The organism is Oceanipulchritudo coccoides, from assembly GCF_010500615.1.
Taxonomy (GTDB): domain Bacteria; phylum Verrucomicrobiota; class Verrucomicrobiia; order Opitutales; family Oceanipulchritudinaceae; genus Oceanipulchritudo; species Oceanipulchritudo coccoides.
The window spans coordinates 978,796-1,005,337 of record NZ_JAAGNX010000002.1 but is presented as its reverse complement, the minus strand read 5'-3'; the positions used below and the strand labels follow the sequence as shown (position 1 = coordinate 1,005,337).

General features: G+C 55.9%; 27 protein-coding genes and 1 tRNA gene. 13 read left to right on the top strand and 15 right to left on the bottom strand.

Translation table 11 applies throughout. The features are described from left to right. Window positions 1-10: 10 nt before the first annotated feature. Together G0Q06_RS10065 and pgmB are read right to left on the bottom strand one after the other, a co-directional pair. Window positions 11-2,356 carry a glycosyl hydrolase family 65 domain-containing protein gene (locus G0Q06_RS10065; protein WP_163965297.1) on the bottom strand — a complete coding sequence of 782 codons (2,346 nt, stop codon included), beginning with the start codon at window positions 2,354-2,356 and terminating at the stop codon, window positions 11-13. Beyond that, on the bottom strand, window positions 2,356-3,030 hold the full coding sequence (gene pgmB, locus G0Q06_RS10060) for a beta-phosphoglucomutase (RefSeq protein ID WP_163965294.1): 675 nt from the start codon (window positions 3,028-3,030) through the stop codon (window positions 2,356-2,358). Before pgmB ends, G0Q06_RS10065 begins: the two co-directional genes overlap by 1 nt. Window positions 3,031-3,166: 136 nt before the next feature. On the opposite strand from pgmB, the gene G0Q06_RS10055 reads away from it, so the two are divergent. Then, entirely contained in the window at window positions 3,167-6,523 is a 3,357-nt protein-coding gene (locus tag G0Q06_RS10055; protein WP_163965292.1) for an alpha-amylase family glycosyl hydrolase, read from the top strand. Here G0Q06_RS10055 and G0Q06_RS10050 read toward each other — a convergent pair. Then, window positions 6,517-7,545 (bottom strand): NAD-dependent epimerase/dehydratase family protein, encoded by a 1,029-nt coding sequence (locus tag G0Q06_RS10050; protein WP_163965668.1) that lies wholly within the window; start codon window positions 7,543-7,545, stop codon window positions 6,517-6,519. The genes G0Q06_RS10055 and G0Q06_RS10050 overlap by 7 nt on opposite strands. Window positions 7,546-7,677: 132 nt before the next feature. Between G0Q06_RS10050 and G0Q06_RS10045 the strand changes: the two genes are divergently transcribed. Next, window positions 7,678-8,022, top strand: coding sequence for a DoxX family protein (locus G0Q06_RS10045; RefSeq protein ID WP_163965289.1), 345 nt, complete (start codon window positions 7,678-7,680; stop codon window positions 8,020-8,022). A 32-nt stretch (window positions 8,023-8,054) separates the two neighbouring features. Continuing rightward, window positions 8,055-8,417 carry a DoxX family protein gene (locus G0Q06_RS10040; RefSeq protein ID WP_163965287.1) on the top strand — a complete coding sequence of 121 codons (363 nt, stop codon included), beginning with the start codon at window positions 8,055-8,057 and terminating at the stop codon, window positions 8,415-8,417. Between the two features lie 16 nt (window positions 8,418-8,433). Here G0Q06_RS10040 and G0Q06_RS10035 read toward each other — a convergent pair whose 3' ends face one another. Further along, entirely contained in the window at window positions 8,434-8,865 is a 432-nt protein-coding gene (locus G0Q06_RS10035; protein ID WP_163965285.1) for a DUF5069 domain-containing protein, read from the bottom strand. 75 nt (window positions 8,866-8,940) lie between these two features. Beyond that, window positions 8,941-9,027 (bottom strand) — tRNA-Tyr (locus tag G0Q06_RS10030). Window positions 9,028-9,156: 129 nt separating this feature from the next. Here G0Q06_RS10030 and G0Q06_RS10025 point away from each other — a divergent pair. From G0Q06_RS10025 to G0Q06_RS10010, 4 genes are read left to right on the top strand one after another with little or no spacing between them, the layout of a single operon-like run. After that, window positions 9,157-9,849: an ABC transporter ATP-binding protein gene (locus tag G0Q06_RS10025; RefSeq protein WP_163965283.1), complete on the top strand. Its 693-nt coding sequence runs from the start codon at window positions 9,157-9,159 to the stop codon at window positions 9,847-9,849. Window positions 9,850-9,858: 9 nt separating this feature from the next. Beyond that, entirely contained in the window at window positions 9,859-12,477 is a 2,619-nt protein-coding gene (locus G0Q06_RS10020; protein WP_163965281.1) for an FtsX-like permease family protein, read from the top strand. Continuing rightward, window positions 12,477-13,598 (top strand): lipocalin-like domain-containing protein, encoded by a 1,122-nt coding sequence (locus tag G0Q06_RS10015; protein WP_163965279.1) that lies wholly within the window; start codon window positions 12,477-12,479, stop codon window positions 13,596-13,598. Before G0Q06_RS10020 ends, G0Q06_RS10015 begins: the two co-directional genes overlap by 1 nt. Then, a complete protein-coding gene (locus G0Q06_RS10010; protein ID WP_163965278.1) occupies window positions 13,598-14,572 on the top strand; it encodes a PfkB family carbohydrate kinase in 975 nt (324 codons plus the stop codon). Before G0Q06_RS10015 ends, G0Q06_RS10010 begins: the two co-directional genes overlap by 1 nt. Window positions 14,573-14,592: 20 nt before the next feature. On the opposite strand, the gene acs is transcribed toward G0Q06_RS10010, so the two are convergent. Further along, window positions 14,593-16,554: an acetate--CoA ligase gene (gene acs, locus G0Q06_RS10005; protein ID WP_163965277.1), complete on the bottom strand. Its 1,962-nt coding sequence runs from the start codon at window positions 16,552-16,554 to the stop codon at window positions 14,593-14,595. Window positions 16,555-16,720: 166 nt separating this feature from the next. Between acs and queA the strand changes: the two genes are divergently transcribed. The 4 genes from queA to G0Q06_RS09985 are packed head-to-tail and all read left to right on the top strand — an operon-like array spanning window position 16,721 to window position 19,764. Further along, the gene (queA, locus tag G0Q06_RS10000; RefSeq protein WP_163965275.1) at window positions 16,721-17,803 is read left to right on the top strand and encodes a tRNA preQ1(34) S-adenosylmethionine ribosyltransferase-isomerase QueA; all 1,083 of its coding nucleotides are present in this window, start codon (window positions 16,721-16,723) and stop codon (window positions 17,801-17,803) included. A 6-nt stretch (window positions 17,804-17,809) separates the two neighbouring features. After that, on the top strand, window positions 17,810-18,316 hold the full coding sequence (locus G0Q06_RS09995; protein ID WP_163965273.1) for an RNA polymerase sigma factor: 507 nt from the start codon (window positions 17,810-17,812) through the stop codon (window positions 18,314-18,316). A gap of 35 nt (window positions 18,317-18,351) precedes the next feature. Then, on the top strand, window positions 18,352-19,149 hold the full coding sequence (locus G0Q06_RS09990; RefSeq protein ID WP_163965271.1) for a hypothetical protein: 798 nt from the start codon (window positions 18,352-18,354) through the stop codon (window positions 19,147-19,149). Window positions 19,150-19,173: 24 nt separating this feature from the next. Next, on the top strand, window positions 19,174-19,764 hold the full coding sequence (locus tag G0Q06_RS09985) for a YceI family protein (RefSeq protein WP_163965268.1): 591 nt from the start codon (window positions 19,174-19,176) through the stop codon (window positions 19,762-19,764). On the opposite strand, the gene G0Q06_RS09980 is transcribed toward G0Q06_RS09985, so the two are convergent. The 6 genes from G0Q06_RS09980 to rpsP form a co-directional block, all read right to left on the bottom strand. Next, entirely contained in the window at window positions 19,758-20,651 is an 894-nt protein-coding gene (locus G0Q06_RS09980) for an aldo/keto reductase (RefSeq protein WP_163965264.1), read from the bottom strand. The genes G0Q06_RS09985 and G0Q06_RS09980 overlap by 7 nt on opposite strands. 50 nt (window positions 20,652-20,701) lie before the next feature. Beyond that, complete coding sequence (sufU, locus tag G0Q06_RS09975; RefSeq protein WP_163965262.1) at window positions 20,702-21,166, bottom strand: Fe-S cluster assembly sulfur transfer protein SufU; 465 nt, start codon at window positions 21,164-21,166, stop codon at window positions 20,702-20,704. 58 nt (window positions 21,167-21,224) lie between these two features. Then, window positions 21,225-21,833, bottom strand: a complete 609-nt coding sequence (locus G0Q06_RS09970) for a hypothetical protein (protein ID WP_163965259.1) — start codon at window positions 21,831-21,833, stop codon at window positions 21,225-21,227. Between the two features lie 75 nt (window positions 21,834-21,908). After that, entirely contained in the window at window positions 21,909-22,280 is a 372-nt protein-coding gene (gene rplS / locus G0Q06_RS09965; protein WP_163965256.1) for a 50S ribosomal protein L19, read from the bottom strand. 1 nt (window position 22,281) lies between these two features. Then, window positions 22,282-22,962, bottom strand: coding sequence for a tRNA (guanosine(37)-N1)-methyltransferase TrmD (trmD, locus tag G0Q06_RS09960; RefSeq protein ID WP_163965253.1), 681 nt, complete (start codon window positions 22,960-22,962; stop codon window positions 22,282-22,284). 78 nt (window positions 22,963-23,040) lie between these two features. Continuing rightward, window positions 23,041-23,412 carry a 30S ribosomal protein S16 gene (gene rpsP, locus G0Q06_RS14635; protein ID WP_163965250.1) on the bottom strand — a complete coding sequence of 124 codons (372 nt, stop codon included), beginning with the start codon at window positions 23,410-23,412 and terminating at the stop codon, window positions 23,041-23,043. 220 nt (window positions 23,413-23,632) lie between these two features. On the opposite strand from rpsP, the gene G0Q06_RS09950 reads away from it, so the two are divergent. After that, entirely contained in the window at window positions 23,633-24,019 is a 387-nt protein-coding gene (locus G0Q06_RS09950; RefSeq protein ID WP_163965247.1) for a hypothetical protein, read from the top strand. A 30-nt stretch (window positions 24,020-24,049) separates the two neighbouring features. Continuing rightward, window positions 24,050-24,361: a helix-turn-helix transcriptional regulator gene (locus G0Q06_RS09945; RefSeq protein WP_163965245.1), complete on the top strand. Its 312-nt coding sequence runs from the start codon at window positions 24,050-24,052 to the stop codon at window positions 24,359-24,361. A 15-nt stretch (window positions 24,362-24,376) separates the two neighbouring features. Here the strand turns inward: G0Q06_RS09945 and kdsB are convergent, their stop codons facing one another. The 3 genes from kdsB to G0Q06_RS09930 form a co-directional block, all read right to left on the bottom strand. Beyond that, window positions 24,377-25,111, bottom strand: coding sequence for a 3-deoxy-manno-octulosonate cytidylyltransferase (gene kdsB, locus G0Q06_RS09940; RefSeq protein WP_163965242.1), 735 nt, complete (start codon window positions 25,109-25,111; stop codon window positions 24,377-24,379). Window positions 25,112-25,184: 73 nt separating this feature from the next. Continuing rightward, window positions 25,185-26,105, bottom strand: a complete 921-nt coding sequence (locus tag G0Q06_RS09935) for an amidohydrolase family protein (protein ID WP_163965239.1) — start codon at window positions 26,103-26,105, stop codon at window positions 25,185-25,187. Between the two features lie 125 nt (window positions 26,106-26,230). Further along, window positions 26,231-26,524 carry a hypothetical protein gene (locus G0Q06_RS09930; protein WP_163965236.1) on the bottom strand — a complete coding sequence of 98 codons (294 nt, stop codon included), beginning with the start codon at window positions 26,522-26,524 and terminating at the stop codon, window positions 26,231-26,233. Window positions 26,525-26,542: the final 18 nt, after the last annotated feature.

Here is a 26,542-nt window from a genome sequence, read left to right as displayed (position 1 = left end):
AAACAGTCCCTCAAAGGGTAATTTCGATGGTCTGGTCGGAGGCCAGCGCAAACATCTCCGTTCCCACACGAAGCTGAGCAGCTTCATGCCCCGTTCCACTGACCTTAATTTTCAGCGACCCGCTATCAGCAGTGACCTGCAATTTCCATCCGCGATACTCCACAGGGAAACGAACTTGTTTCCATACCTTTGGAAGAGAGGGTTGGAAAAACAAGTGGTCCTCCCGTATCCGCATACCCATGAAGCCAGCCAGTGCCATTTGCCAGACCCCTCCGAGGGCGGCGGCATGCAGGCCATCCTTGGTGGCGTTACGGAGGTTATCGAGGTCCAGTCCGGCAGCCCGGTGGAAATATTCGTAGGCCTCCTCATCGTGCCCGATAATGGCCGCTACAATGGAATGCGTGTTATAGCTGAGCGAGGAGACGTGCAACGTTCGCGGCTCGTAGAATTCGTAGCCGCACTTGATCTGCTCGCGCGTGAACTTGTCCTCCAGCAGGTACATCGCCAGGACAATATCCGCCTGCTTGATCACTTGTACCTCGCCACGGCGTTGCCAGAACTCGTCCACCGTCATATTGGAGAGATCTTCACGCTTGCGCTTGAGCAGGAAGGCATCCTGCAGGGGCACCCCGGGACACTCTTCCAGTTCCGGCATGCTGACAAGGGAGGCGATGGTTTGCCACTGGGCAATTTCATCAACGCCAAGCTCCAGCTTCGCTGCCATTTCCCTTGCAAGTTCAGGTGCCTCTTCCATTGCCTTTGCCCACCAGCGGGAGCTGATTTCAAGGCTGCGCTGCGCCATCATGCAGGTGTAGCCGTTGTCGGGACCATGCTCCTCCGCCTCATCCGGGCCGACAGTGCCGTCAAGATGATACTGGCCGTCTGCATCCAGCTCAAATTTCGATGCCCAGAAGCGTGCTGTTTCTGCCAACACCTCAAGGCCGTCATCGAAAATAAATCGGTTGTCCCCGGTACTGCGGGCATACTGGTCAAAGGCATAAATGATATCCGCATTCTGGTGCCAAAGATACTCGTAAAGCCCCCATGGTGCCTGTTCCTCTCCAAAATCCGCGTCGCCCTGCCAGGGAAAAATGGCCCCTTTGGCCCCGAGGAGTTGTGCATTGCGCCGCGCTCCGTCGATCGTCCCGCAACGGAACTTCAGCATGTTGCGGGCTACCTCCGGTTGGCAAGACTGGTAGAAGGGAAGGAGGAAAATTTCCCCGTCCCAGAAGTACAGGCCGTTGTAGCGATTATAGGCGTAGCACCTGGCGGGGACACTCAGGTTGTCAGCATGGAACGGCGCAACCTGCAGCAGGCTGAAAATTCCGAATCGGACCAAGGCCTGATCCCGGGCTGGACCGTCGATCTCAATATCCGCCTTGCGCCAACGGCTTTCCCATACGGTTTTTTGAGCGGTGAGAAGGGATTCATAGCCGGATTCAGCAGCGGTTTTCAGAATCCCCGTCACCGAGTTGGACGGATCCTTAACACCCGCATCACGTGTAGTTGAAATGGCTGTATAGCGAACAATTGAAACCTTGGTTCCGGCCTTCACACGTTCCCTGACAGATTGCGACAACAAGCTGTCTCCCTCCACCTGGCTGGCCGCCGGGCTGCCCACGAGGCGGCTGGCAATCCCAATTTTGTGGCCGGTTCCAACAGTCTGGACAAGGCCCGAGACCGTGTCTCCCTCGGCGTCTGCTTCCAGTATCTCAAAGTGGGAGCAATCGACATGCGCACGGGCTGGATCACCACAACGGAAAACGGTTCGCTGGCCGATATCGTAATCCCACCAGATTTCCGCCGGTCCGCTCCAATTGACCGGCTCAATGTCGATCTTATGCACCGCGAGGTTCGGAGTCGCGGCCGATAGAAAACGGGTAAAGCGCAGGCGCGTGCGATAGCCAGTGTCTGTATCCCACTCAATATTGCGCTCGAGAACACCGGACCGCATGTCCAGTTTCTGTCTGTAAGTCAGCAGCTTCCCGTCAGCAATGTTGAAGAGCTCGCCGTTCAGCATCACCAATGCACCGAAAATCTCCGGCAAGGAAACCATCTGGCGTGAATCCCATTCGTAGTCATGGATCACAAGCTTTCGCGCTACTGGTGGCAGCTTGGCAAACATTCCTGCAAGGTAGCCTTCCCGGATCGACGGAAAATGGTTGTCCAGTTCCTCCCGGTAGCCGCGGTAGCCCATATAGCCGTTGGCGAGTGAGAAAATTGTCTCGAAGTAAATATTTCGCTCCGGGTCCCATCGGTCCTGCTCCAACAGCCAGGAATCACCCTGGGCATACCAGTGCGGATCAATTGTTCCCTTTGCCTCGGTCGGGGTATCAACAAGGGTAGTGTCACTCATTACACAGGACTCCCCGTCAGCTGGTTATTGAGCAACGCATCAATATCGATCGTGCTGTAGTCAGTTATGGTGACAGGAGCCTCCGTCAGCAACTCTGGAGAGCCAACACCCACACAGGCCATGCCAGCCGCAAGCGCACCCGCCACACCGGAAGGCGCATCCTCAAAGACAACACAATTCTCGGGGGCAACTCCCACCCACTCGGCACCCAGAAGGAATATCTCCGGGTCCGGCTTCGCGTTCTTGATATCCGCGCCTGTGACAACCGCGTCAAAATAATCGCTGAGGCCGAGAGATTCGAGCACCAGAGGGGCATTCTTGCTGGATGAACAGAGGCCCGTCTTGACCCCTGTGGCGCGGATTTTCTTCAGGAATTCCACCGCACCAGGATAAACATCCTCCTCGTTGATGTCCTTCAACAACTCGACATAGTATGCATTCTTGCGAGTCGCCAGTTCCTCTTTTTCCGCCTCCGGCAATTCCACCCCGTTGTGACGCAGGATCACCTCCAGCGACTCCATCCGGGGAACCCCGCGGCAGCCGTTGTTCACCTCCTCGTCAAAGGCCCAGCCGTGCTCGTCTGCAAGCTTTTTCCAGCCAAGGTAATGATACCGGTCCGTGAAAACAATGACCCCGTCAAGGTCGAACAAAACTGCTTTAATTTGTTTCTCCATGGTGCTTACTGGAAAATGACAAAAGCCGCCCATCATACACGACACGACTCCGCCCGAGGTTTACGTAAATCCGGCGAGGGAATTGAAACGGGGGAAATCGGCCACATCGTAAACTACCAAGGAAACAAAACACCTGATGAGACTTCGATCCCCAACATTGTTAATCCCTATTAGCGCGTGTGTGGCTCTATGGGCTGATCTGGCGGGGGAAGCCGACCGGACCTTCCAGGATGAGGTCATTTACTTTGTCATGACCGACCGCTTTGACAACGGGGACCTGTCAAATGACACGGGTGGGCTCGATGCTGGACTGCACCGGACGATCCATGGGTACGATCCGACCGACGCGGAATTCTATCACGGCGGTGACATTGCTGGGCTTCGGCAGCGCCTTGACTACATCGAGGGGTTGGGGGCGACGGCCATCTGGGTGACGCCGGTGATGAAGAACAAACCGTACCAGTATCCTACTGCCGGGTATCACGGTTACTGGATGACAGATTTTCTCAATGTTGATCCCCACCTCGGGACGAACGAGGAATTCAGGCAATTCGTGAATGACGCCCATGCGCGTGGCATGCGGGTCATCCTGGACATTGTCATCAACCACACGGCCGATGTGATTTACTTTCAGGAAGGTCAATACTCCTATGTAAGCAAGACTTCCTCCCCATACAGGGATGCAAGCGGATATGTATTCGATGATATCGACTTTGCGGCAGACGGAATAAACAACCCGGTCTTTCCTGTGCTTTCTACAGGCACAAGCTTTCCATACACACCGCTGGTTGCTGCCCCAGAATCCAATGTCAAGAATCCGGCCTGGCTGAACAACCCTCTTTATTATCATAATCGCGGCAACAGCAGCTTCAGCGGGGAAAGCTCCGTCTACGGGGATTTCTACGGGTTGGACGACCTGTTCACCGAACACCCCGACGTGCTGGATGGAATGGTGGACGTATTCAGTCACTGGATACGCGAGTACCGGATCGACGGATTCCGGGTGGACACGGTGAAGCATGTCAACCTCAGCTTCTGGGAGACCTTTGGGGAGCGGATCCGTGTCGTGGCAAGGGATGAGGGCATTGATCACTTCTTTCTTTTTGGCGAAGTCTATGACGCGGATGTTCCCTTTGTGAGTGCCTTCACGACGACGGGCAGCCTGGATGCCAATCTTGATTTCGGTCTGGCCTTCCAACTGCGGGATTTCATTTCCCGTCAGTACTCCCCGGACGGCCTGAAGAACTACCTCGCTCAGGACGACCAGCACACAGATGCGGATTCAAGCGCCCTTGTTCAACCGACATTCCTTGGCAACCACGACATGGGTCGATGGGCTGGATTTCTCAGGCAAGACAACCCCACCCTCTCGGACCAGCCGCTGATCTCCCTGTGGAAGACCGGCTATGCCTTGCTCTTTTTCATGCGTGGCCAACCAGTGATCTACTATGGCGACGGACAAGGGTTCTACGGAACAGGTGGCTATTCAGCAGCGCGGGAAGACATGATGCCGAGCCAGACCCCGGCCTACATGGCCGCCAATCTCGTCGGCACCTATGCAACACCGGCCGCCAACAATTTCGACACCGCTCACCCGATGTACCTCGCTCTCGCGGAAATGGCGCAGCTTTACCATGCCGAGGAAACCCTGCGGCGGGGAGCATTCCAGATGCTCGAAGTCAGCGCCTCGATGACCATCGCCTTCAGGCGTTATAATGTGAACAACGGGGAGGAGTTTCTTGTTGTCGCCAATGCCAACCGGCGCGACAGCGTTCAAGTACAGCTGCCGGTCATGAGCGGGAACGAAAACAGCTCCTACAGGGTGGTGTATAATTCAGAAAGCACGCAACAGGAGACCTACACGGCCAATGGCGGAAACGTGAGCTTCAATGTGGGACCACAGCGGGTGGTGGTATTGAAGTCACTGGATCCGGTCCCGGGAACTCAAGCTTCCATCACTTCAATCGCATTTTCCGGTCTATCCGACGGGGACGCGCTCAAGGGACGTACACGTTCACGCGACGGCCAGACCTACCCGCTGCGTCCTGTTGTCGAAATCGATGTCACGGCCGACCGCAACCCATCCGTCAAACTTGAGTTGATCCAACCCGATGGTCAGCGGATGGATCTGGGCACCGACCGATCTCCACCCTACCGCTTCTACCCGGATCTCTCCGGTTTTGCCCTCGGGACCCGGTTCGCGCTGGAAGTGACCGCGAGTATTTCCAATACCGTCCAATCAGAAATTGTCCGGGATTTGCGGTGGAATCCCGAAGATCTTGCAGAAAATGTTGTCGTGCACTTTCAACCGGGCCTCTCCAGTATCGACGGATGGCGACTCACGGCAAAGGGCCCTGGACTGGCCGGCGGGGTGCCCCAGGAAGCCGAATTCATAATAGAGACGGATTTTGGCTGGGCGGCTTATCTTTCTCCGGAGGACATGAGCCAGCCACTACAGATACAGATCTCCAAGGGTGCCGGAACGACTGTTGGAATCGATCGGCAATTTCATGAGGGGCACACGATCATTCCTTCAGAGACCCCGCATGTTTATTCCGTTGAAAGCCAAGCAAGTCTGTTCTTCCACGAGGCCGAGGCGACCGGAGAATTCCAGTTCTTCCTGTCGGGTGTATCGGGGACACAAATACTCATGCAACTGCGCTTCGGGGATGGAACAGTTTCCGGTTGGACGAGCGCAAGGGAAAAAATTGGGAGCGAATGGCAGTTTGTTTTACCGGCCTCCCAGGAAGGAAGCCATGCCTATTGGAACGCGCCCTGCTCGATTGAGCTCCAGGTGGACGGGCAGCTGTTACCCGTCTCACGGAAGTTCGTCCCCGCCATAGCAGGCACGTGGTGGATCGATGCGGGAGCCGAGGGCGGCGTATTTCGTTCCCCACTTGAATCGGCCAACACGATGCGTATCCATTACCATCGGTCGGATGGCGATTACGGAAACTACGCCTCCTCCAACTTTGCTGACTACTGGGGACTGGATGTCTGGCAGGGTGCGGCCACCGATACTCCGTGGGATCAGCCACTCAAGCCGGCCGGTACGGATTCCTTCGGGGTGTATTTTGATATTCCACTGGCTAAAGGAGCCTACCTGCTGGCCTATGTCATTCACCGCGGGGAAAACAAGGATCCAGGCAACAACCAGTTTGTGCGATTCAGCGACTACGGCCACGAGGTCTGGCAAGTCAGTGGAACTGAAACAAGCAAGCCATACGTGCTGGACACCTCCCCTGTAAGGCCAACAGGCTATCCACTCTCGCTTGAAGACGCCCGTGCGAGACCTGTCAGTCTGTTACCCGCCCCTGACAGCATGGACCTGTCCATCGAAACCCTTCCAGGCCGGCTCTATAAACTGCAGTCATCTCCAGACTTGATAAACTGGACAGATGCCTCCAACCCCTTTGAGGGCGATGGCGAGATTCACTCATTACAGATTGACGGCAATCCAGAGGTAAACTGGCTGCGCTTCACGATTCAGTAGTCTAGAAGTTCTTTCATCTGCTCAAACATTTCGACCACCGATTCCTCCAACGGCCGGTATTCGATCCCCAGCTGCTCACGGCTCTTGCGGTTATTGAATCCGGCAGGGACCCCGACGTTCCGTGAAACCAGCCGGCGCGTCATTGACTTGTCGACCATCGGGGCGACCAGCCAGGTCAGCCATTTTGGCAAAGTACAGCAGGGGAATGGATGAGCCTTGCCGAAGTGGTTTTTCAGGATGGAGACAATTTCCGGCAAATCGGTATTGTGCCCGCTCAGGATGTAGCGACCACCCGCTACGGAAAAATCGGTTCCTGCTCGTAAATGGGCCTCGGCTACCTCTCGTACATCAACCGCTCCAAACGGATAGGAAGGGACGCCTGTCCTGAGTTTTCCACTACCAATATTGCCAATCAATTCAAACGACCCGGAAGAGCCATGTTGCCCAACCCCCGGGCCAAGGACGAGGGAGGGATTGATGGTCACAAGGTCCCAGCGGTCCTGAGCCCGGCACATTTCCCATGCGGCCTGCTCAGCGAGTGTCTTTGAATAGGAATACGGCTTGTGATCAAGGGAGGAAGTCGTGTTCCAGTCGTCCTCACTGAACTGATCGCCCTTCGCTTCTGCGATGTCGGCATTGTCCCCGTAAATGGCCGCACAGCTGCTTGTGATGACGACCCGTTGGACTGATGGCGTGGCATCGACCGACTGGAGGACGTTTCGTGTCCCACGCAGGGCAGGCTCAATGAGTTCCTTTTGTGGATCACGGAAATGCAGGAGGAATGGCGAGGCAGTATGGAAGACCGTTCCACATCCTTCCATTGCCTCAGAGTACGATCCTTCCTCAAGCAGATCAGCACGGAAAAAGGTGATTGTTCCCGGTCTTTGCAAGGCAAGCTCCCTCAAAGGCTCCACTTTCACATGATTATCCGGATCCCGCACGGCCGCATGAACATGAAAGCCTTCATCGAGAAGCCTGCGCACGATCCATCCAGCCACATATCCGGTTGCCCCGGTTACCATGACGGATGACTCCTTGTGTAATTCCGCTTTCACACAAGCAACTCTGTGAGCTTTTTAAAAATAGGCAAATCGTCGATTGCCGTCAGCACTTGACCCATCGGCAATCCAGAATATGCTTCTCCGAGCAAGCAGATGACGATTCTCAACCTACTCATTACCTTCTCCGGAGTCTCATTCCTTTTTTACGGGATTAGCTGCTTAGTCACACCGTACATGAAAAATGAATTTGCGCGGTATGGACTGGCTGACCACCGTGTCGTCACGGGCTTGCTTGAAATCGCCGGGGCTGCCGGGCTTTTTCTTGGACTTCTGTTTCCAATCATAGGGACACTGGCCTCTGGAGGGCTCAGCCTGCTCATGCTACTCGGCTTTCTCGTCCGTCTTAAAATCAAGGACGGCTTTATCCGCTCTTTCCCGGCACTCCTTTACATGGCCCTCAACCTCTACATTCTCATCTCCTTCTTGAATATGGAGTGATCCTGCCCTGCAAACATCCAATCCGAAACATCATGAACAGTATCAACATCATCCTACAAGTCATCATCGCCCTTGGGATCCTCAATGTCTGGTTCCTGCGCTTCAACACCGCTTCCGAATGGCGCGGCGGTAAGGCAAAAAACATGAGAGAAGAATTTGATGCCTACGGCTTGCCGGAAGCGGTCATGTACATTGTTGGATTCCTGAAAGTCTTGTGCGCAGTCCTGCTTCTTGTTGGAATCTGGGCACCGGCATTTGTCACTCCGGCCGCGGGAATCCTCGCCGTCCTAATGTTGGGCGCAATAGTCATGCATTTCAAAATCGGTGACCCGCCGAAAAAGTCCCTCCCCGCAGGTACGGTCCTCCTGCTCTGCCTGGTTCTGGCAATTCTATAAAAGGCCGGTATTTTTATCATCCGGGTCGGGGACGGTGGCCCTCCTCGATTTCGTACAAATCAAACAAGGTCTGGATCTCGTCACAATCGCCCAGACCAATGCTCTCCTTCTCCGCCTGCAAATAGGGCGTGTCATCATCGTTCCATCCGCGCTTCTGCATGAAAGCGTTCCAGATGAAGACTTCCTCATCAGTCGGGCGATACCCGTTCGCGTAGCACCACTCAAGGATCTCGTCATCTGACTTGCCCTCCGATACCAACCGCTTGATATCGCTGTACTCAACTTTCAGCAGACGACAACAGCGCCCGTCAAAGCCCGTCCCGATATACGCATGATAGGCTTCCGGAAGCACGCCCCGCTGCATCAGCCGCGCCTTGCTGCACATCCGAGCAAAATAGACCAATCGTTCCGTTTTCGCATAACCACCTACTGGGAATTCCTCGTTCATGCCTCAACTTTTTAAAGAAGGCAGGCCCATGGCAATGGGAAATCTCAGGACACTCACGACCAGCAAGTGGTAAAATGGTGGTGGGAGAAGGATTCGAACCTTCGAACCGATTACCGGAACAGATTTACAGTCTGCGTGCTTTGGCCGCTTGCATATCCCACCGTTTTCCAATCGGAAAGGGAGGAGGCAAAGGGATCGGAAGGGCTTTGCCAAGGCAAATTTTGCGGATTGAAGAGATTTTTGGGAGAGAGTTCCGGTTGCGGAATTGGTGAATGCGGATAGGCTGGCCATATGTCAGCAGGGAAAGCAGACGGGAGCCCGCTCCTGAGCATTGAGAAGGTCGATAAGTCCTATGGTAAGCAGCGCGTACTGGACTGCGTCAGCCTGTGTATTGAACGGGCTGAGCGGGTGGCGATCATGGGACCGTCAGGGTCAGGCAAGTCGACTCTCCTGAACTGCCTGGCGGGGCTGGAAGTCCCGGACAGCGGGAAAATCTCCTTTCTCGGCCGGGAGCTTTCCGAGCTGGGGGAGGCCGAGGTGACGCGCCTGCGCCGTGAGTCACTGACCTCGATTTTCCAGTTTTTCCATCTCTTGCCAACCCTGAGTGCGCGCGAGAACGTGGAGTTTCCCCTGCTCCTGCGAAAGGACCCGAAGAAGGAACGGGATGCCAAGGTGGAAGCGCTGCTTGAGGAGGTCGGGCTGGTCCATCGGGCGGAGGCCAGTCCCTCGGAACTCAGCGGCGGGGAAATGCAGCGGCTGGCCATTGCCCGGGCCCTGATCACCGAGCCGGCCCTGATCCTTGCCGACGAACCGACCGGCAGTCTCGATTCAAAGAACAGCGACCGTATCCTCGCCCTGTTGCAACAGCTCACTGAGCGCCACCAGACGGGCCTCTTGATGGTCACTCATGATGCGGACGCCTCGGGGATCTGCACACGGGTCCTGCAGATGCACGATGGCCAGCTGAAGGAAAACGATCTCTAGAGACCCTCCATGCCACCCCGTCGCTTCAGTCCATTTCGTTCATTGGGTCCCTTGCCGGTCCTCCTCTTCTGGCGACGCTTCAGCCTGCGGCATGCGCGCGATGAATGGCTGCAGACCCTGTTACTGCTCCTGATTCTCGGGCTCGGAGTCGGGACCTTTCTCTCAATCCGGATTGCCAACCGGGCCGCAGTCGAGGGCTTCCAGCTCTTCACAAATTCTCTTCGTGGTCCGAGCGACCTTGTAATTGAAAGCCCGAGCGGCATTCCAATTGAGGATTTGCCGGAAATCAGGAACCGGCTTGGAGCCATACCGGTCGACCTTTTCCCCGTGGTTGAGCAGACGCTCAATTTCCTCCCAAACGATCCCGCCAATCCGGACACCGTATCCAGTCCGGTACGACTCCTCGGGCTGGACCTTGTCCAGGTCCGTGCCCTGACAAGCGGCGGGATCGGTGATAATCCAGAGGAATTCTGGTCAACCATTGATGACCCACAGCACCTGTTCATTACGCAGACCGTGGCCAATGAATGGAAGGTCGGTGTTGATGATGTGATTGACCTCATTGTCAGCGGCAGGCGCGAAAGCTTTTCCATCCGCGGTATCCTTCCGGAATACCGCGACGAGACACCGCTTCCAAGAAACCTCGCCATCGTCGATATGGCTGCGCTCGTTAAGCGCCTCGACCTCTCGCTGGTCGACAGAGTCGAGCTGCTGGTTCCGGAAGGGAAATTCCGAAAAGCAACCATCGAACAAGCCGGGCAACGCCTCACGGAAGCCTTTGGGGAGCGGTGGAAAATCAGCACGCCGGCCGACCGCAGTGCCGAGGGCGAGTCCATGACCGCGGCCTTCCGATTGAACCTGACTGTGCTGTCCCTGATTGCCCTGCTCGTGGGCATGTATTTGATTGCCCAGACGCTCGACGCCACCGTGAGCCGTCGCCGCCGGGAAATTGCCACACTTCGCTCACTCGGCATCTCCCCGCGTGATATCTATCGCCTCTGGCTGTCCGAAGCGGTGCTGTATGGCATGGCCGCGGCCGTCGTCGGGCTCCTGATGGGCACTGTCATGGCCACCCTCACCGTGGAAGCCGTGACCACGACGGTCCGTGCCCTGTACAAGGATCCAGTCCAGACCGCCACTGGCCTCAACCTGACCGATGTTGGCCTGGCCTTTGCACTGGGACTGATTGGCAGCCTGGTCGCGGCATGGCTACCCGCTCGCGATGCCGCCTCCACCCCACCCGCCCAGTTCCTGCGCATGGGGAAGCGAATCCCGCCATTCCCGATATTCCAGCACCCGTGGATCGGTATGGCGGCCATCATCATCGGTGGCATGTTAATTTTCCTCCCGCCGTGGGAAATGCGACCGGGATCGACAATTCCCGTGGCTGGATACACCACCGCCTTCCTGTGGCTGGTGGGTGGGACACTGGTCACAGCTGGTGCCTTGAAGGGGATCGGGAGACTCCTCCACTGGCTGGCGCGGGATAACGCATCCGCCCGCCTTGCCGGTAGCCGCCTCAGGCAACCGACGAGTCGCCACCAGCTTGCCTTGTCGGGATTCTTTGTCGCCATCGGCATGGCCGCCGCCATGGCCTTCCTCATCAACAGTTTTGAACACACGGTCACGCGCTGGCTCGAGCAGCGCCTCCGGGCGGATCTGTTTGTCTCCAGCATCGGTTTCCAGGGGGCCGACTCCGGTCAGCGCATGCCCGGGGAAATCCTCGACCAAATCGCCGCCACCGAGGGAGTTGAAAGCTTGGACCGGTTCCGCTCGGTCAAAGTGGAGTTTGATGGCCTCACGGTTAACTTGGGCGGAGCACGTTTCAGCCTGCTTGGAAATCAGCAGGAATTGCTTTGGATAAATGGGCCCTTGCCCGATTCGCAGCGCCCGCCCGATGCCGATGCAACCGGCTACGCCAACGAGAATTTTGTCAACCGCAGCAAGGCAACGCTTGGGTCAGTCGTCACGATCAAGACTCCCGGGGGTGACAAGCAAATCTGGATTGGTGGCATCCATGCCGACTATTCGAGTGACAACGGGCTCATGCTCATCGATCTTCCCGTCTTGGAGACGTGGTATCGAATAAATGAATACGACACGGCATCCATCTTCCTTAAATCCGGCATCGACCCCGCCCGCGTCCAGGCGAAACTCCGGGAACAGTATCCCGGTCTCGCCATCCGCCAGAACGGGGAGCTCATGGAAGCAGCCTTGTTCATCTTCAACCAGACCTTTGCCGTGACCCGCGCCCTCCAGCTCATCGGACTGGTCGTGGCCATCACAGGGCTGGTCCTCAGCCTCCTGAGCCTCCTCCGGGAATCCGGCCGCGAACTTTCGCTCCAGAAGACCCTCGGCATGAGCCGTCGGGAAATTGCTGCGACCACCGCCATGGAGGGCCTCGGCATCGCCATTACCGGGTTGCTTGCCGGGATCGTGCTCAGCCTGGCCCTCGGGCTGGTCCTCGTCTACGTCATCAATCGCCAATCCTTCGGCTGGACACTCCAAACGGCTTATCCCTGGACCGACATCCTTATCCTTTCGACCAATGTCATCGTGTTGGGATTTTTAATCTCCTATGCCACCGGCTGGCTGTATTTAAGGAAATGGAAACAGGAGGCATTGTAATGAAGCGCTTATTGCCCACTTGCTTGCTCCTGCTCCTGGCGCTGACCGCCAGCGCCGGGGATCAACCCCCGCCCTTTACCTCCGAGGGGTACCGCGTTCCACAACCCGGCTCACAACTGGAATTCCCGCGCGCCCATGGCAGCCATCCTGATTACAAGATTGAGTGGTGGTATCTGACGGGCCACCTGTTTACCGAATCCGGGATGCGCTTCGGGTACCAGGCGACCTTCTTCCGGACCGCACTAAAGAAGCCGTCCGAACAGACTGTTTCAGAGTTTGGATCAAGCCAGTTGTATCTCACCCACATGGCCCTGACAGATATTGAGGGCGGCCAATTTTATTTTGAGGAGCGCTTGTCCCGCGAGGGTTGGGATGCGTGGGCCAGAACAGATCGCCTGGATGTCCGGAACGGTAATTGGTCACTTGTCGCAAAAACCGATGACGTATCCGAAATGCAACTACAGGCCTCTGTTGATTCAGATGTCAGGTGGCGCTTGTCCCTGCAGGCAGACAAGCCGCTTATCCGGTTTGGAGAGGATGGCACATCGCGCAAGGGCCCGGACCCCGAGGCGCGCAGTTACTACCTCTCCTTCACGCGGCTGAAAACAAGCGGGACTGTCTCCATTGAAGGGGAAGAGTACAAGGTGACAGGCCTCTCATGGATGGATCATGAAATTGCCTCAAACCAGCTCGACCCGGATTATGTCGGCTGGGATTGGATTGCCATCCAGCTGAATGACGGATGGGAAGTGAAGGCCTACCTGCTCCGCGAACGGGACGGCACCCCCTCATTCTACTCAGCGCTTATCTGGATCGCTCCAAATGGCAGCACGTATTACCGGACGGTATCCGGTTTTGAGTGGGTGAAACCATCTTTCTGGGAAAGTCCCGCTACCCAGGCACAATATCCCAACTCCCCACAAATCAAGACAACTCATCCGGTGACGGAAAAGCCTGTCACCCTCCAATTTGTCCCGCTTCTTGATGATCAGGAGCTCACCCTTCCCGGAACAACCTACTGGGAAGGTGCTGGGATAGTGCTCGACGCATCCGGAGAGGAAGTCGGGTCAGCCTATCTCGAGCTTGTCGGCTACGCGGGCGAGATCGAGGGCCTGCGATAGTGCCTGACAAACTCTTCATTGCCAAGGACCGCGCGACCCTCAAGGGTTCACAAATGGATGTGATCACATTGACCGGTAACCTCCTAGCAGAATGGACTTTTGAAACAAAAGCCCTCCAGCCAGGGACCACCCACCGCGCTGAAGCCATGACTTTCCAAGTTGGGGGAAAAGGTGTAAATGTCTCGCGCATCCTGAAGCGGCTTGGGAGCGATTCCCTGGCAATCGGATTCGCGGAAGGGCCAATGGCCAATCTCTGCTCGGAATGGCTCGAAAACAACTCAATCCCCCACAAGTTCTTTCCCCTTGAACAGGGTGTCCGTCCGGGTGTTGTGGTGAGGGAATTCAAGGGGACCCAACCGGAGACCACCTTTCTCGGCCAGGACTTGCCCCTTCCCGTTACATCATGGAAGGCCACCAGCCAATATGTGGAACAGGATCGGCCGAAATGGCTGGCCATCTGCGGAAGTATCCCGGGTTGGTCAGGATCATGGTCGCGGAATATCCGCCAGATTGCCGAGGCTGGCACGCGCGTTGCCGTCGACACCTACGGGCCTCCCCTGTCGGATCTGGTGAAGATTCCAGTTGATCTTGTTAAAGTGAACCGCAATGAGCTGGTCAGGATCTATCCGGAAGCCGAAAAACTTTCCCTTTTGGAAGCCATTACCCATGCGAAAAAATCCAGCCCGGTCCGTAACTGGATTGTCACCGATGGACCCCGGTCGATTGCCGCTGTATTTGAATCTGGTGACAAATTCGAGATTGTGCCGGCGAAAATCAAGGAAGTCTCCCCCACCGGTAGCGGGGATAGCTTTCTCGCGGCAATCCTTAACAAATGGCCTGCCAATGGCAAATATACGGATGCCCTCGCCTTCGCTTCCGCATGCGCCACTGCCAACGCCGCCAGCAGCGGGATCGGCGACTTCCCCCTACCTGTGCCGGAACGGTTCTTCCCGGAAATCAAGAAGCCCGATTGATTAACAAGGCAATCCGGCCCTCAGGAGCTGTACTTCTTCTTCAGGCTTTCAACCACGCTGGGATCGGCAAGGGTCGTGACATTGCCCAAGGCGTTACCGCAGGCAATGTCGCGCAACAGCCGGCGCATGATCTTTCCTGAGCGTGTCTTCGGCAAGTCTGCTGAAAAGATAATCTTCTCCGGACGGGCAAACTTTCCAATCTTTTCGGAGACCAAGTCATTCAATTCCTTGCGCAGGTCGTCGCTGCCATCGGCATCGGTTCCACGGAGGAGGACAAAGGCGACAAGTCCCTGCCCTTTCACCTCATGCGGGACCCCGATCACCGCACTCTCCGCTACCAGCGGATGCGCGACAAAAACGCTTTCCAGCTCGGCCGTGCCAATCCGGTGCCCGGAAACATTAACCACATCGTCCACGCGGCCGACTACCCAGAAGTAGCCGTCCTTGTCGCAACGCGCTCCGTCGCCCGGGAAATAATACTTCCCGTCCCAGTTGCACCAGTAGGTCTTCTTGAAACGGTCCGCATCGCCCCAGATGCCCCGCAGGATGCTGGGCCATGGTCGACGGATTGCCAACAGGCCAGTGTCGACTTCGTTGCCCGCAGGATCGAGAATTGCCGCATCGACACCGAAGAACGGCAGCGTTGCTGAGCCGGGCTTGGTCGGTGTGACCCCGGGCAAGGGGCTGAGGAGAATGCCGCCGGTCTCGGTCTGCCACCAGGTATCGACAATCGGGCATCGGCCCTTGCCGATCTTTTCATGATACCACATCCATGCCTCAGGGTTGATCGGTTCACCCACCGACCCCAGAAGGCGCAAGCTGCCTAGGTCATGTTTGTCGACCCATTCATCACCCCATTTCATGAAGGCGCGAATCGCCGTTGGCGCGGTATAAAAGATCGTCACCTTGTGCTTGTCGACAATCTCCCAGAAGCGGTCAGGCTGGGGATGATTGGGAGCGCCTTCGTACATCAATACGGTGGCCCCGTTCTGCATTGGACCATAAACGATGTATGAGTGGCCTGTGATCCAGCCGACATCGGCGGTGCACCAATAGATATCGTCTTCCTGCAGGTCGAAAATGTATTTGGAAGTCAAGTACGTGAAGACGCTGTAGCCGCCCACGGTGTGCATGATCCCCTTTGGCTTGCCGGTCGAGCCGCTGGTGTAGAGAAGAAAGAGCAGGTCCTCGGCATCCATCTCCTCGCAGGGGCATTCGTCGGAAACAGTCGCGGCCACTTCATCATACCAGAAGTCCCGGCCTTCCTGCATGTCACACTTCATGCGCTCACCACCAATGTTGCGCGGGACGACCAACACGCTCTCAATACAATCACACTCCGCAACGCCCTGGTCGACAACCGACTTCAGCGGGAGCACCGACCCTCTACGGAAACCACCGTCCCCGGTGATGACCATCTTGGATTTTCCATCGAGCACGCGATCCTTGATCGATTCAGCACTGAAACCCGCAAAAATGACGGAATGAACCGCCCCAATCCGCGCGCAGGCGAGAACAGCAATGGCCAGCTCAGGGGTCATCGGCAGGTAAAGAGCAATTGTATCTCCTTTTTGGATACCCAATTTCTTGAGAACATTGGCAAATCGGCTGACCTCCTTTTTCAATTGCGCATATGTCAACTCCCGCTGATCACCGGGCTCTCCCTCCCAGACGATCGCACGCTTGCCGGCCTTGGGGCCATCAGCCCATCGGTCCACCGCATTGTAACAAATGTTGGTTTTTCCACCCGCAAACCACTTGTAAAAGGGCGCTTCTGATTCATCGAGCACACGATCCCACTTTTTGAACCAGTGCAGATCATCGGCCACCTCAGCCCAATATCCCTCGGGATCCTCAAGGCTTCGCTTGTGCTCCGCCTTGTAGGCGTCCATCGAGTTGATGTGGGCGCTTTTGCGGAAGGTTTCAGGAGGGTTGAAAACCCGGTCCTCATGCATCACAGATTCCATTTGTTCGTCACTCATGGCATTTTCATTTTTTATGGGGTTACGGAATGCCCGATCGGCAGTCCGGGAGTCTATGAAAAACAGGTCGAATCGCGCCCCGGGTCAAATGTTTTTGAGGTTCAGCCCCTCCGAAATGCAGTGAAGTCTTGCCAGAAGTGCGAGAACCTCCATTTTTTCCCACAACGTGGAAGCGGCACAATTTGATTATCATTTACCGAAGGAATCCATCGCCCAGGTTCCTGCCGACCGGCGCGATCAGTCGCGACTGTTGCTGGTCAACCGGTCAACCGGCCAGGTGGCAGACCACCTCTTCCATGAAATTCCGGACATTTTCCCCCAGCCGGTTACCTGCTTTCGCAACACTGTTTCCGTGCTGAAAGCCCGGATTCACGGGGAAAGATCCGGTGGAGGATCAGTCGAGTGCCTCCTTCTCCATCCCGGTACCAGCGGCCAGGCAACCCGGTGGTGGTGCCTTCTGAAGCCCGGCAAGCGCTTGCCGGTCGACAGCTCATTCGCCATTGCGGATGTTTTCACAGCGAAAGTGCTGGAAAAGAAGGAGGATGGGACCGCTTTGGTGGATTTTGCGCTTAAAAAACATCATTCTGTGGCTGAACTGGCCGACCAAATCGGTGAAATGCCCCTGCCTCCCTATATTAAAAGGGAAGATGTTGATCCGCGCAAGGAGATGGACAACGAGCGCTACCAGACCATTTATGCGGATCCGGCCAAGCCTTACGCAGCTGCTGCACCGACCGCGGGCCTGCATTTCACGCCAGGCGTTGTGGAGCGTATGCTGGCCAGCGGCATCCGCTTTGAGGACATTGCCCTGCACGTCGGCCTCGGCACATTCAAGCCTATCCAGACCGACTTGGTCGAGTCTCACATCATGCACGAGGAATACTATGAGATTCCCCAACCTGCCCGACAGGCTTTGCAGGCCAAGGATAACCGGCTAAAGCTGGCCATCGGGACCACCTCCCTGCGCGCCATGGAGGATTTCTACCGGTACTCGAGAAAGAACGAAGTGCCCGCTGAGGGAACATTCGGAAAAAATGCCGATATCTTCATCTACCCACCGGATACCTTTGCGACAGATGCCCTCCTGACCAACTTTCACCTCCCCAGATCTACCCTGCTCTGCCTTGTCAGCGCTTTCCTGACTCCCGGGTCCACCGATGGGATTTCATGGCTCAAGCAGCTCTACAATGCCGCCCTCAAGCGTGGATATCGTTTTTACAGCTATGGCGATGCCATGCTGATCCTCTAAGCGCTCATGCCCGACCAAGCCGACAAAGCATTCGAGACGCTCGTTGCCACTTACTACCAGCCGCTCTACAAGTTTGCCTGGTCCCTGAGCAAGAAACAGGAGGATGCAAGCGATTTGACCCAGCAGACCTTTCTGATCTGGGCCGAAAAAGGCCACACCCTGCGCGATCCGGCCAAGGTTAAGTCATGGCTTTTCACATCACTGTACCGGGAATTCCTCCGGCAAAACCGCCGGGGACAAAAGGTCACTGCCATTGACCAGGAAGTGCTCGAGACCCATCACGATACCGATCTCGTCAGCAGTGTGCGTCAGATGGAGCGGGAAGAGGCTGTCCAGGCGTTGGAAACCCTTGACCCGGTCTACCGTGAGCCACTCATCCTTTTTTACATGGAGGATCTGACCTACAAAGAGATCGCCGAAGTGCTGGATATCCCGATGGGCACAGTGATGTCACGGTTGGCCCGGGCCAAGGGTCAGCTTAAAAAATTCCTTTCTGAAAAATCCCGGAAATAAAGATACTGCTTAAGGCCTCCTGTCTGAACAAGAACATGAATCGATCCCGCATCATTGAAATAATCGAATCCTACCGCCCCGGGGAAGGCCTTGAAGCCGATCCCGAGGTAAAGGAAGCGCTCGAGCTGGCCGCCAAGGATCCGGAGCTCGAAGCCTTGCGGCGGGATGTTCAGCTTTTCGATGAGGCCTTTGGGGAAATTGTACGGGACATTCCTGTTCCGGATTCCCTTTGCGCGGACATTCTTGCCAAGGCGGCCGAGGTGGGAACTCCCCGCCCGGCGGATTCAGGATCCCGGGGGAAAATCATTAACTGGTTCCATCCGTTTGCTTTTGCCGCGGCGGCCGCCATCGTCCTCCTACTTGCGCTGAGTTTTACTTTCTGGAATCCTCCGGAAGGTGGCCCTGTTCCCGCAGAGCTGGCGCAGTCTGATTCAGTGGCGGAGACCGCACAGGTCCTCTACGCAAACCTTAACCCGTCCTTCCGGAGCCGCAATGGCGAGAAAATCCGGGATTACCTGCAGAGCCAGGGAGGAATTCTTCCAGCAAGCATGCCTTCAGGCTTTGTCTGGGACAACTCGTTTGCCTGTGATGTGATTGAGATCGGTGACAAAAGGGTCTCCGTTGTTTGCTTCTCCGCCCCGGATGGATCAGACAAACTGCATCTTTTTACATTTTACCGGAATGACTTTCCCGGGACGCAAATTCCCCAGGTGCCTCTACTGCAGAGAGCTGGAAAGGCCTGTTCGGCAACATGGGGGGATGAAGAGCAGATCCATGTGCTATATGCTGACAGCGGGGATGAAGAAAATCTGCGCCGGTTGCTGGATATTTAAAGAGACTGCCATAGCTTAAACGCTATGAATAAAAAATCTTTAATCTTCCTTCTTGCGGGCCTACTTTCGGCCTTCTCTCTCAACGCTGAAAAGATCGTTTACAAGATTGATCCCGTGCACTCCGGAATCAGTTTCAAGATCCGCCACTTCATCAACAAGATTCCCGGTAATTTCGATAAATTCTCCGGGGAAATCCACTTCGACAAGGAAACGCCTGCCAACAGCAAGGCCGTGGCAACGATCGATGTGGCCAGCGTGGACACCCGTAATGAAGACCGTGATGCACACCTGCAGAACGAGGACTTCTTCAAGGCAACCGAATTTCCGCAGATCACCTTTACCAGCACCGAATGGGTAGCCATTGATGAGGATTCATTCGAGGTCACCGGTCTTCTCAGTATTCTGGGTGTGGAAAAGCCAGTGACCCTCAATGTCGAGTACCTTGGTGAGGTTGAAGGACGTGGAACCATCCGCTCAGGATGGGAAGGCACCACCACGATCAACCGCAAGGACTGGGGCATGGGCTACGGCAGCCCTGCCGTTGGCACTGAAGTCCAGATTGAGCTGAATATCCAAGCTCATCGGGTCGCAGAAGAAGAATCCCCAGCTCAGTGATTGAAGATATTCGTCGCTTCCGGTAATTCCGGAATCAAGCCATCGCTGATACGCGTCATCTCCTGAAGAATGGCGGGATCAATCGCTCCTTCAAAGGCAGCCGAATTCTCGGCCATTTGCCGGCGGTTGCGCGCACCAGCAAGGATACAGCTGACTCCCTCTCTGGACGCACTCCATTGAAGGGCCAAATGAGCCATCGGTCGACCTGCCTGCTTTGCCAAGGGGCGTAACGCCTCCACCGCCTCGTAGACTCTCGGCCAGACTTCTTCCTGAAAGTGGATGACCCGGGTCCGATGATCTCCGGCGGGAAATCGGAGCTGTCTCCCGAATTTGCCGGTCAGTATTCCCTGCCCGAGGGAACTGTAGGAAACAACCCGGATCCCGTTGTCCCGGCAAAACGGCAGGATGTCCTTTTCAATGTACCGCCAGAAGAGATGGTGGCCTGCTTGCAGGAAATCTATTGGGGCCACTTCCATCGCCAACTGGATTTGCTCGACTGAGTAATTGGAGACCCCGATCGACCCGATCAACCCCTCCTCACGGGCTTCTGCCAGCTCCTCGACCTGTTTCCGGATATCCATTCCTTCACGCGGCCAGTGGAGGTAATACAGGTCAATGCGGTCCGTGCACAGGTTCTCAAGGCTTCGATGGAGCGCCTCCCGGATACAACCGGGCTCTTGCCCGGGGTAGACCTTTGATGCCAGAAAAAATTTCCCGCGCTCGTTCCCGATAAACTTGCCCACCAGTTTTTCGGAACAACCATATCCTTGAGCTGTATCGAAATGGCGAATACCTCGGCGGTAAGCCTCTTCCATCACCTCAAGGGAATCCTTTTCAGATTGGCCTCCCCAGCCCTTACCCCCGAGGGCCCAACAACCAAGGGCCAAGGGTGTCCTTTGACATTGTTCAAGGTGCTCTCGGGTCCGTGTGTCCATACTCAGGCGGCGGGACCAATTTGCTCCGTCGAAACACGGTCGCCTCCATCAAGGGCACAGAGCAAGGCATGCCAGGCCAAGGTCGCGCATTTGACGCGGGCCGGGAATTTGCGCACACCGGAGAGCGCGGCAAGGTCACCGGCTTCCTCAAACTTGAGGCCCTCTTCACACGCCGTGATCCCTTCAATGACGGAACGAGCAAGGTAGCAGGCATCCTCCAGAGTCTTTCCCGCAATGGCCTCCGTCATCAGGGAGGCTGAAGCCTTGGAGATGGCGCACCCCTGCCCCTGGAACTGAATCTTCTCCACAAGCCCCTCAGACAGGCACAGGGACACCTTCAGCTCATCGCCACAAAGGGGATTATTGCCATCCGCCCGATGTGTTGCACCCGGCAGCGGCCCGAAGTTGCGCGGGTGCTTGTTGTGATCAAGGATTATTTCCTGATAGAGGTCTTCCAGCGAGGCCATACACTAATGATAGTTGAATCAGGTTTCGCGTGCCAAACGGAAAAAGCAGATCCTGCTTCTAGAGGGACTGCCGGGGTTCAGAGGATAGTAGCTTGATCCGCGGGAGGGCACGACCTCGACTGTCGGCCTGAATGATCTTCATGGAAACTGGAACCACGGTGTTTCCCGGCATGAGCACGCTGCCTTCGAGGAGGACTTCCGTCATGGAAACATCCCATCCGGTCGCTGCCAGCTTCTGCAAAACAAGCCCGGTGCGTTCTTCCCAGAAGCTCGCATCGGTGGAAATCCGTTTCAAGAAGGTCTGCCAGTCTTCCGAGGTCAGGTCGCCAACACGAAGCCGGCTGGCGTCCAGGTTGAAGCCCTTGATATGGCCTGATTCAATCTCGATGACGCCGGATGCGGGACTGAGCCAGAACGGTCCATCCACTTGGAGACTTGCGACCTCGATCCCGACCGGACCTTCCAGGACAAATATGTCGCTCGCTTCAACTCGCACCGGTCCAAGCCCCACTGTTCCAATCTGCCAGCGCCGCGCCTGGTCGTGGGAAAGGACCTCCTCGACCGCAGCTTTCTGCCACGACGGGACGAAGAAGAACAAAATCACAAAAGTCAGAGCGACCGCCAAGAACGCGATGAACAGTTTTGCAAGGAATTTCAACACCCGCATATCCTCATGATTGGAAATAAAAAACCGGTAGTCGATGCTAATCAACTACCGGTCAAAGTTTCACCTGAAAGGAGCCTACTTGTGCTTCGATGCCTCGAAGATGCGCTTTTCCTTCACCTTGTTGGCCGCCTTGCCAATCCGGTCACGGAGATAGTACATCCGGGCACGCATCGTGATGGACTCGCGATCGACTTCCACCTTGTCGATGCTTGGGCTGTGCACTGGAAAAACACGCTCAACACCTTCGCCAAAGCTGATACGGCGGACTGTGAAGGTCTCGTGGATGCCACTGCCCTTGCGGGCGATGACGATGCCAGCAAAAACCTGAATTCGCTCCTTGTTACCTTCCTTGACCCGGGTGTGTACCCGTACCCCGTCCCCGACTTTGAATTTCTCCCGTCCGGGTTGTAATTGTTCCTCAGTGATTTCGTTAATGACCGCGTTCATGTTAAGTATCCTTTGTTGAAAATAAATCTGGGCGGCGCTCCCTGGTTTTCTCAAGTGCCCGCTCTTCACGCCAGCGCTCGATCTCCTTGTGATTGCCTGATAAAAGTACCTCGGGAACCCGCATTCCATCGAATTCGACAGGCCGCGTGTATTGAGGAAAACCGAGGACATTGCGTTGGAAACTATCTTGCGTCAAGGACTTTTCCGCACCCAAAACACCCGGAATTTGCCGGACCACCGCATCAACCAGAACTGCCGCCGGAAGGGTCCCGTTGGTCAGCACGTAATCCCCGATACTCACCTCCCGGTCAATGCGACTTTCCCGGACCCGTTGATCGATTCCTTCGTAGTGCCCACTGACCAAAACCAAGTGAGATTCCTTGGACAAGGCCACTGCCATCTCATGGTTGAATGGTTCCCCGTCGGGAGTCAGGTAAATGGTCAATGATTCCTTCTTCCGGACCGAGTCAATGGCTTCGCAAAGCGGCTCCGGCTTGAGAAGCATCCCGGCACCTCCGCCAAAAGGCCGGTCGTCCGTTATCTGCCACTTCCCTTCTCCCCATTTTCGCAGATCGTGGGTCTCAATTTTCACTAGATCCTTTTCCTGGGCACGCCCCATCATGCTCTCCGATAAAAAACCGGTCAGCATGGCTGGGAAAAGGGTGATAATGTCGATCTGCATGACTCTCGAAGGGAAAAATCCGGACACAAAAAGGCCCGCGTCCGGATCAAACCGGCAACGCGGGCCAGATAAATTTATTTATTCAGCAGCTTTTTCGGCCGGTGCTTCAGCGGCAACCGTTTCAGCCACCTCGGCTGCTGGAGCTTCTGCCTTGGCAACCGGAGCAGCTTCTGCCTTGACTGCCGGAGCTTCCACTTCAACGGCACCCTTCCGCGCCTTCTTGATGAGTGAACGTACCGTGTCGGAAGGCTTGGCACCCACACTGACCCAGTAATCAATCCGCTCAAGATTGAGATTGATGTGCTTGCTCGCGTCCTTGTTTTTCGGGTCGTATGTACCGACCTTCTCCACAAATCGACCGTCCCGGGGGGAACGGCTATCGGTCACGACCACACGGTAATGCGGGTTATGCGTGGCACCGCCGCGCTGCATTCTGATTTTAACTGCCATTTGCTACTAGATTCCTGTCGTTTGAAGAAAAAAGGAAGAAGAAAGGTTACCGCTCTTACACTGTCAAGCGTCTTCGTCAGGAATACTGGCGTGCCATATTCACACATCCGATTTAAAGGCTTCGCAAAGTCAAATTTCCAATTTCCCTAATTCCACCCAGCCTTGGGACTTTTACTCCCGGATATAGTTCACAGCCTGAAAATACACCCTAATTCCTGCCGTGAATTCTCTTACCGAAGACCAGATCCTTGTTTCCATTCCCACACGGAACCTGCTCCGTTTTATCGCCCGGAGAACCGGTCAACCGGATCCCGTCAGGCATCTCCTCTCCCTCCTCCAAATCAATCCCGCCAACCCGCCCGACTGGCACCGCATCCTCCGTCAGGGCCTGCAAGGACATCTCCATATCAACCTCGGTATTCCCGGCATTGAAATCCCCGAACATCCCATTGAGGAAAATCCCGCCGCCCTCTACGCCGCCCTCGTCCTCCGCATTCAGGTAATCCCCGTCATCCTTTCAGGGGAAATCGATATTGCCTGCGAAGAGGCCCTTATTAGTGAAAATGCGCTGTCTAAGTTACGAAAAATAATTCGTGCATTAGATTGACTTAAATCCCGCTACGCCTTCAGTCGTCCTATGGAATCGGCTGAAAGTAAGCCGTCGGCGACCCCGACCTGGACATTTTTGACACACCATACGCACGTACTGATGTTGCTGTCGGAGGATCCGGACATGCGCCTTCGGGAATGCGCCTTGCGGATCGGGATCACTGAGCGTGCCGTGCAGACTATCGTTTCCGACCTGGAAAAAGTGGGGGCTTTGTCGCGCAAACGCGAAGGGCGTCGCAACCATTATGAAATCCATCGGAAGCAACCCCTGCCCAGCCCGATCGAATCCAAATGCGTGGTGGGAGACCTTCTGGTAATGTCGCTTGCGGACGCTGAGTAAGCGAATCCCAAGCGCTTACTGCTGCTTGGCGAGAAACTCTTCCAGCTGGACCAGATCCTCCGGTACATCGACCCCAATCGTCCGGCTGGCCGTAATTCCGACCCCGATCCGACCGCCATTTTCAAGGATCCGGAGCTGCTCCAGCTTCTCGGTCTGTTCGAGTGGACTGGCCTTCCACGCGAGAAACTTCTCGAGCACCTCGGCACTGTAGGCGTAAAGCCCAAGGTGCCAGTAAGCCTGTGGAGGCAAACCGCCCTTCACATCCCGGTCATAGGGGATGGGAGCACGCGAAAAGTAAAGGGCCTGGCCATTCTCCGCTACAACAGCTTTCACTTTATTGGGGTCGGCAAAATCCGCTGCCCTGTCAAACGGTGTGGCCAAAGTCGCGACATCCGGTCCGGATCGTAATACTGCCAGGAGCTGGCTGATATGTTCGGCGGCGAGAATGGGCTCATCCGCCTGGACATTGACGACCTGGCGGGCATTGACCTCACGGTTGGCAATGGCGATCCGGTCGGTCCCGCTGGGCAGGTCCGGATCCGTCATGATACAGGAATGTCCGGCCTTTTCGAGGGCACTTGCCAGCTCATCCTCGGCAACAGCGAAAAAGAGCGGAACATCCGGGGCAATTCTCAGCAGGTTGTCAGCCGTCCAAAGGATAAGGGGCTTCCCGTGGACCTCCTGCAGAAGCTTTCTTGGAAATCGCTGGGATCCCAAACGGGCCGGAACAACTATGGCGCAGTCAAGCATGCTCAAAGGTCATAGTCCGGGAACTCCGCAGGTCAAGAATGGGAAAAGCCGGAGACGGCGATATTGATCAAACTTACCCGAGCTTAAAGAGCCTGGCCATGTTATCCCGGCTGATAAGCCTTTGCTCATCAACGCTGAGTCCGCTCTGGCTAAATTCCTCGAGGAGCAAATCCCAGCTGGGAAGGGTTTGCTTGCGAGGATAAACCCGCAGGGGAAAATCTGATCCGAAAAGGATTCTTTCCGGTCCGATGAGATCGCATACGAGACGCCAAATACGGGAATCATATAAAAGGGGGCTTGCGGCAGTATCGAACCAGACATTCTTGAGGGCCTTTTTAACCCGTCGATTCAAGGAATGAAAGGGCAGGCCCCCACCCCAGTGCGCACAAAGCCACTTCTGAGCAGGATGCTTTTCAAAGAGGGCGACTGCTTCCATCAGAGGCGTCTCAACACGACCGGGATAGTCATGCCCGGCAGGCTCCGTCAAATGCAGGCAGAAGGGCCACCCCTGTGCAGTTGTCCACTCAAGGATTGTCTCCCATCCGGGATGCTTCCAACCATCCGGCGACTGAACCTGAGGCAGGCATTCGCCCACAGCGCAGGCGCCCCACTCTTTCGCGGATTGGAGGGCGCCTTCCAAGTCGTGTAGCCCTGGATGCAAGGCGGCGCAGGCGGCAAAACGGTCAGGATACCGTTGCATCCATTCCGCGTGCCACGAATTCTGTAACTCCGCTGTGCTGGGATTCTCCCAATACCATGCCTGAAGGAGCACCTTTTCCACGCTGGCGGCATCCATGGCGCGCAGGAGCCCCTCAGGATCGGCCCAGCCCTGCGGACCATCCGTCACCAGCCTCTCCCAATGCGGCTCGCCATGAGCACGCGCCCAGGCCACCGGATCAGCAATGACTTCGGGAGGATAGCAGTGGACATGAGTATCCCAAAAACTGATCCGCTCCTCCGGTCTTGCGGGACAAAGTTCTCCACCCTCGATCATGAGCCTAGTTTATACAGGCGACACCAGCCCTGAAAAGCAGGGAATGGAAGAATTTGCCCATAAAAAAAACCGGCTTCGCACAAGGCGAAACCGGTCGGTAAATAATGTAAGCGCTAAACCAGGCCTCAAGCAGGCTTGGCAGCCTTCTTGGCTGCACAGCAAGCACCGGCTTTGGTAGCGGCAGTGTCGTCAGCTGCTTTTTCAGCCTTTTCCTTGGCACAGCAGGACTTTTTGCATTCTGACTCGCACTTGGCCTTTTCCTTGCCACAGCACTCCTTGGCACACTCAGCCTTGCAAGCAGCCTTGTCGGCTTTGTCAGCATGGGCGGCATCGCCAGCACCACAGGCGCCACAGTGAGCGAAAGCGCTACCAGCGGCAAAGAATAATCCGAGAACAGTAATAAGAAGGAACTTTTTCATATATATGATTTGATTTGA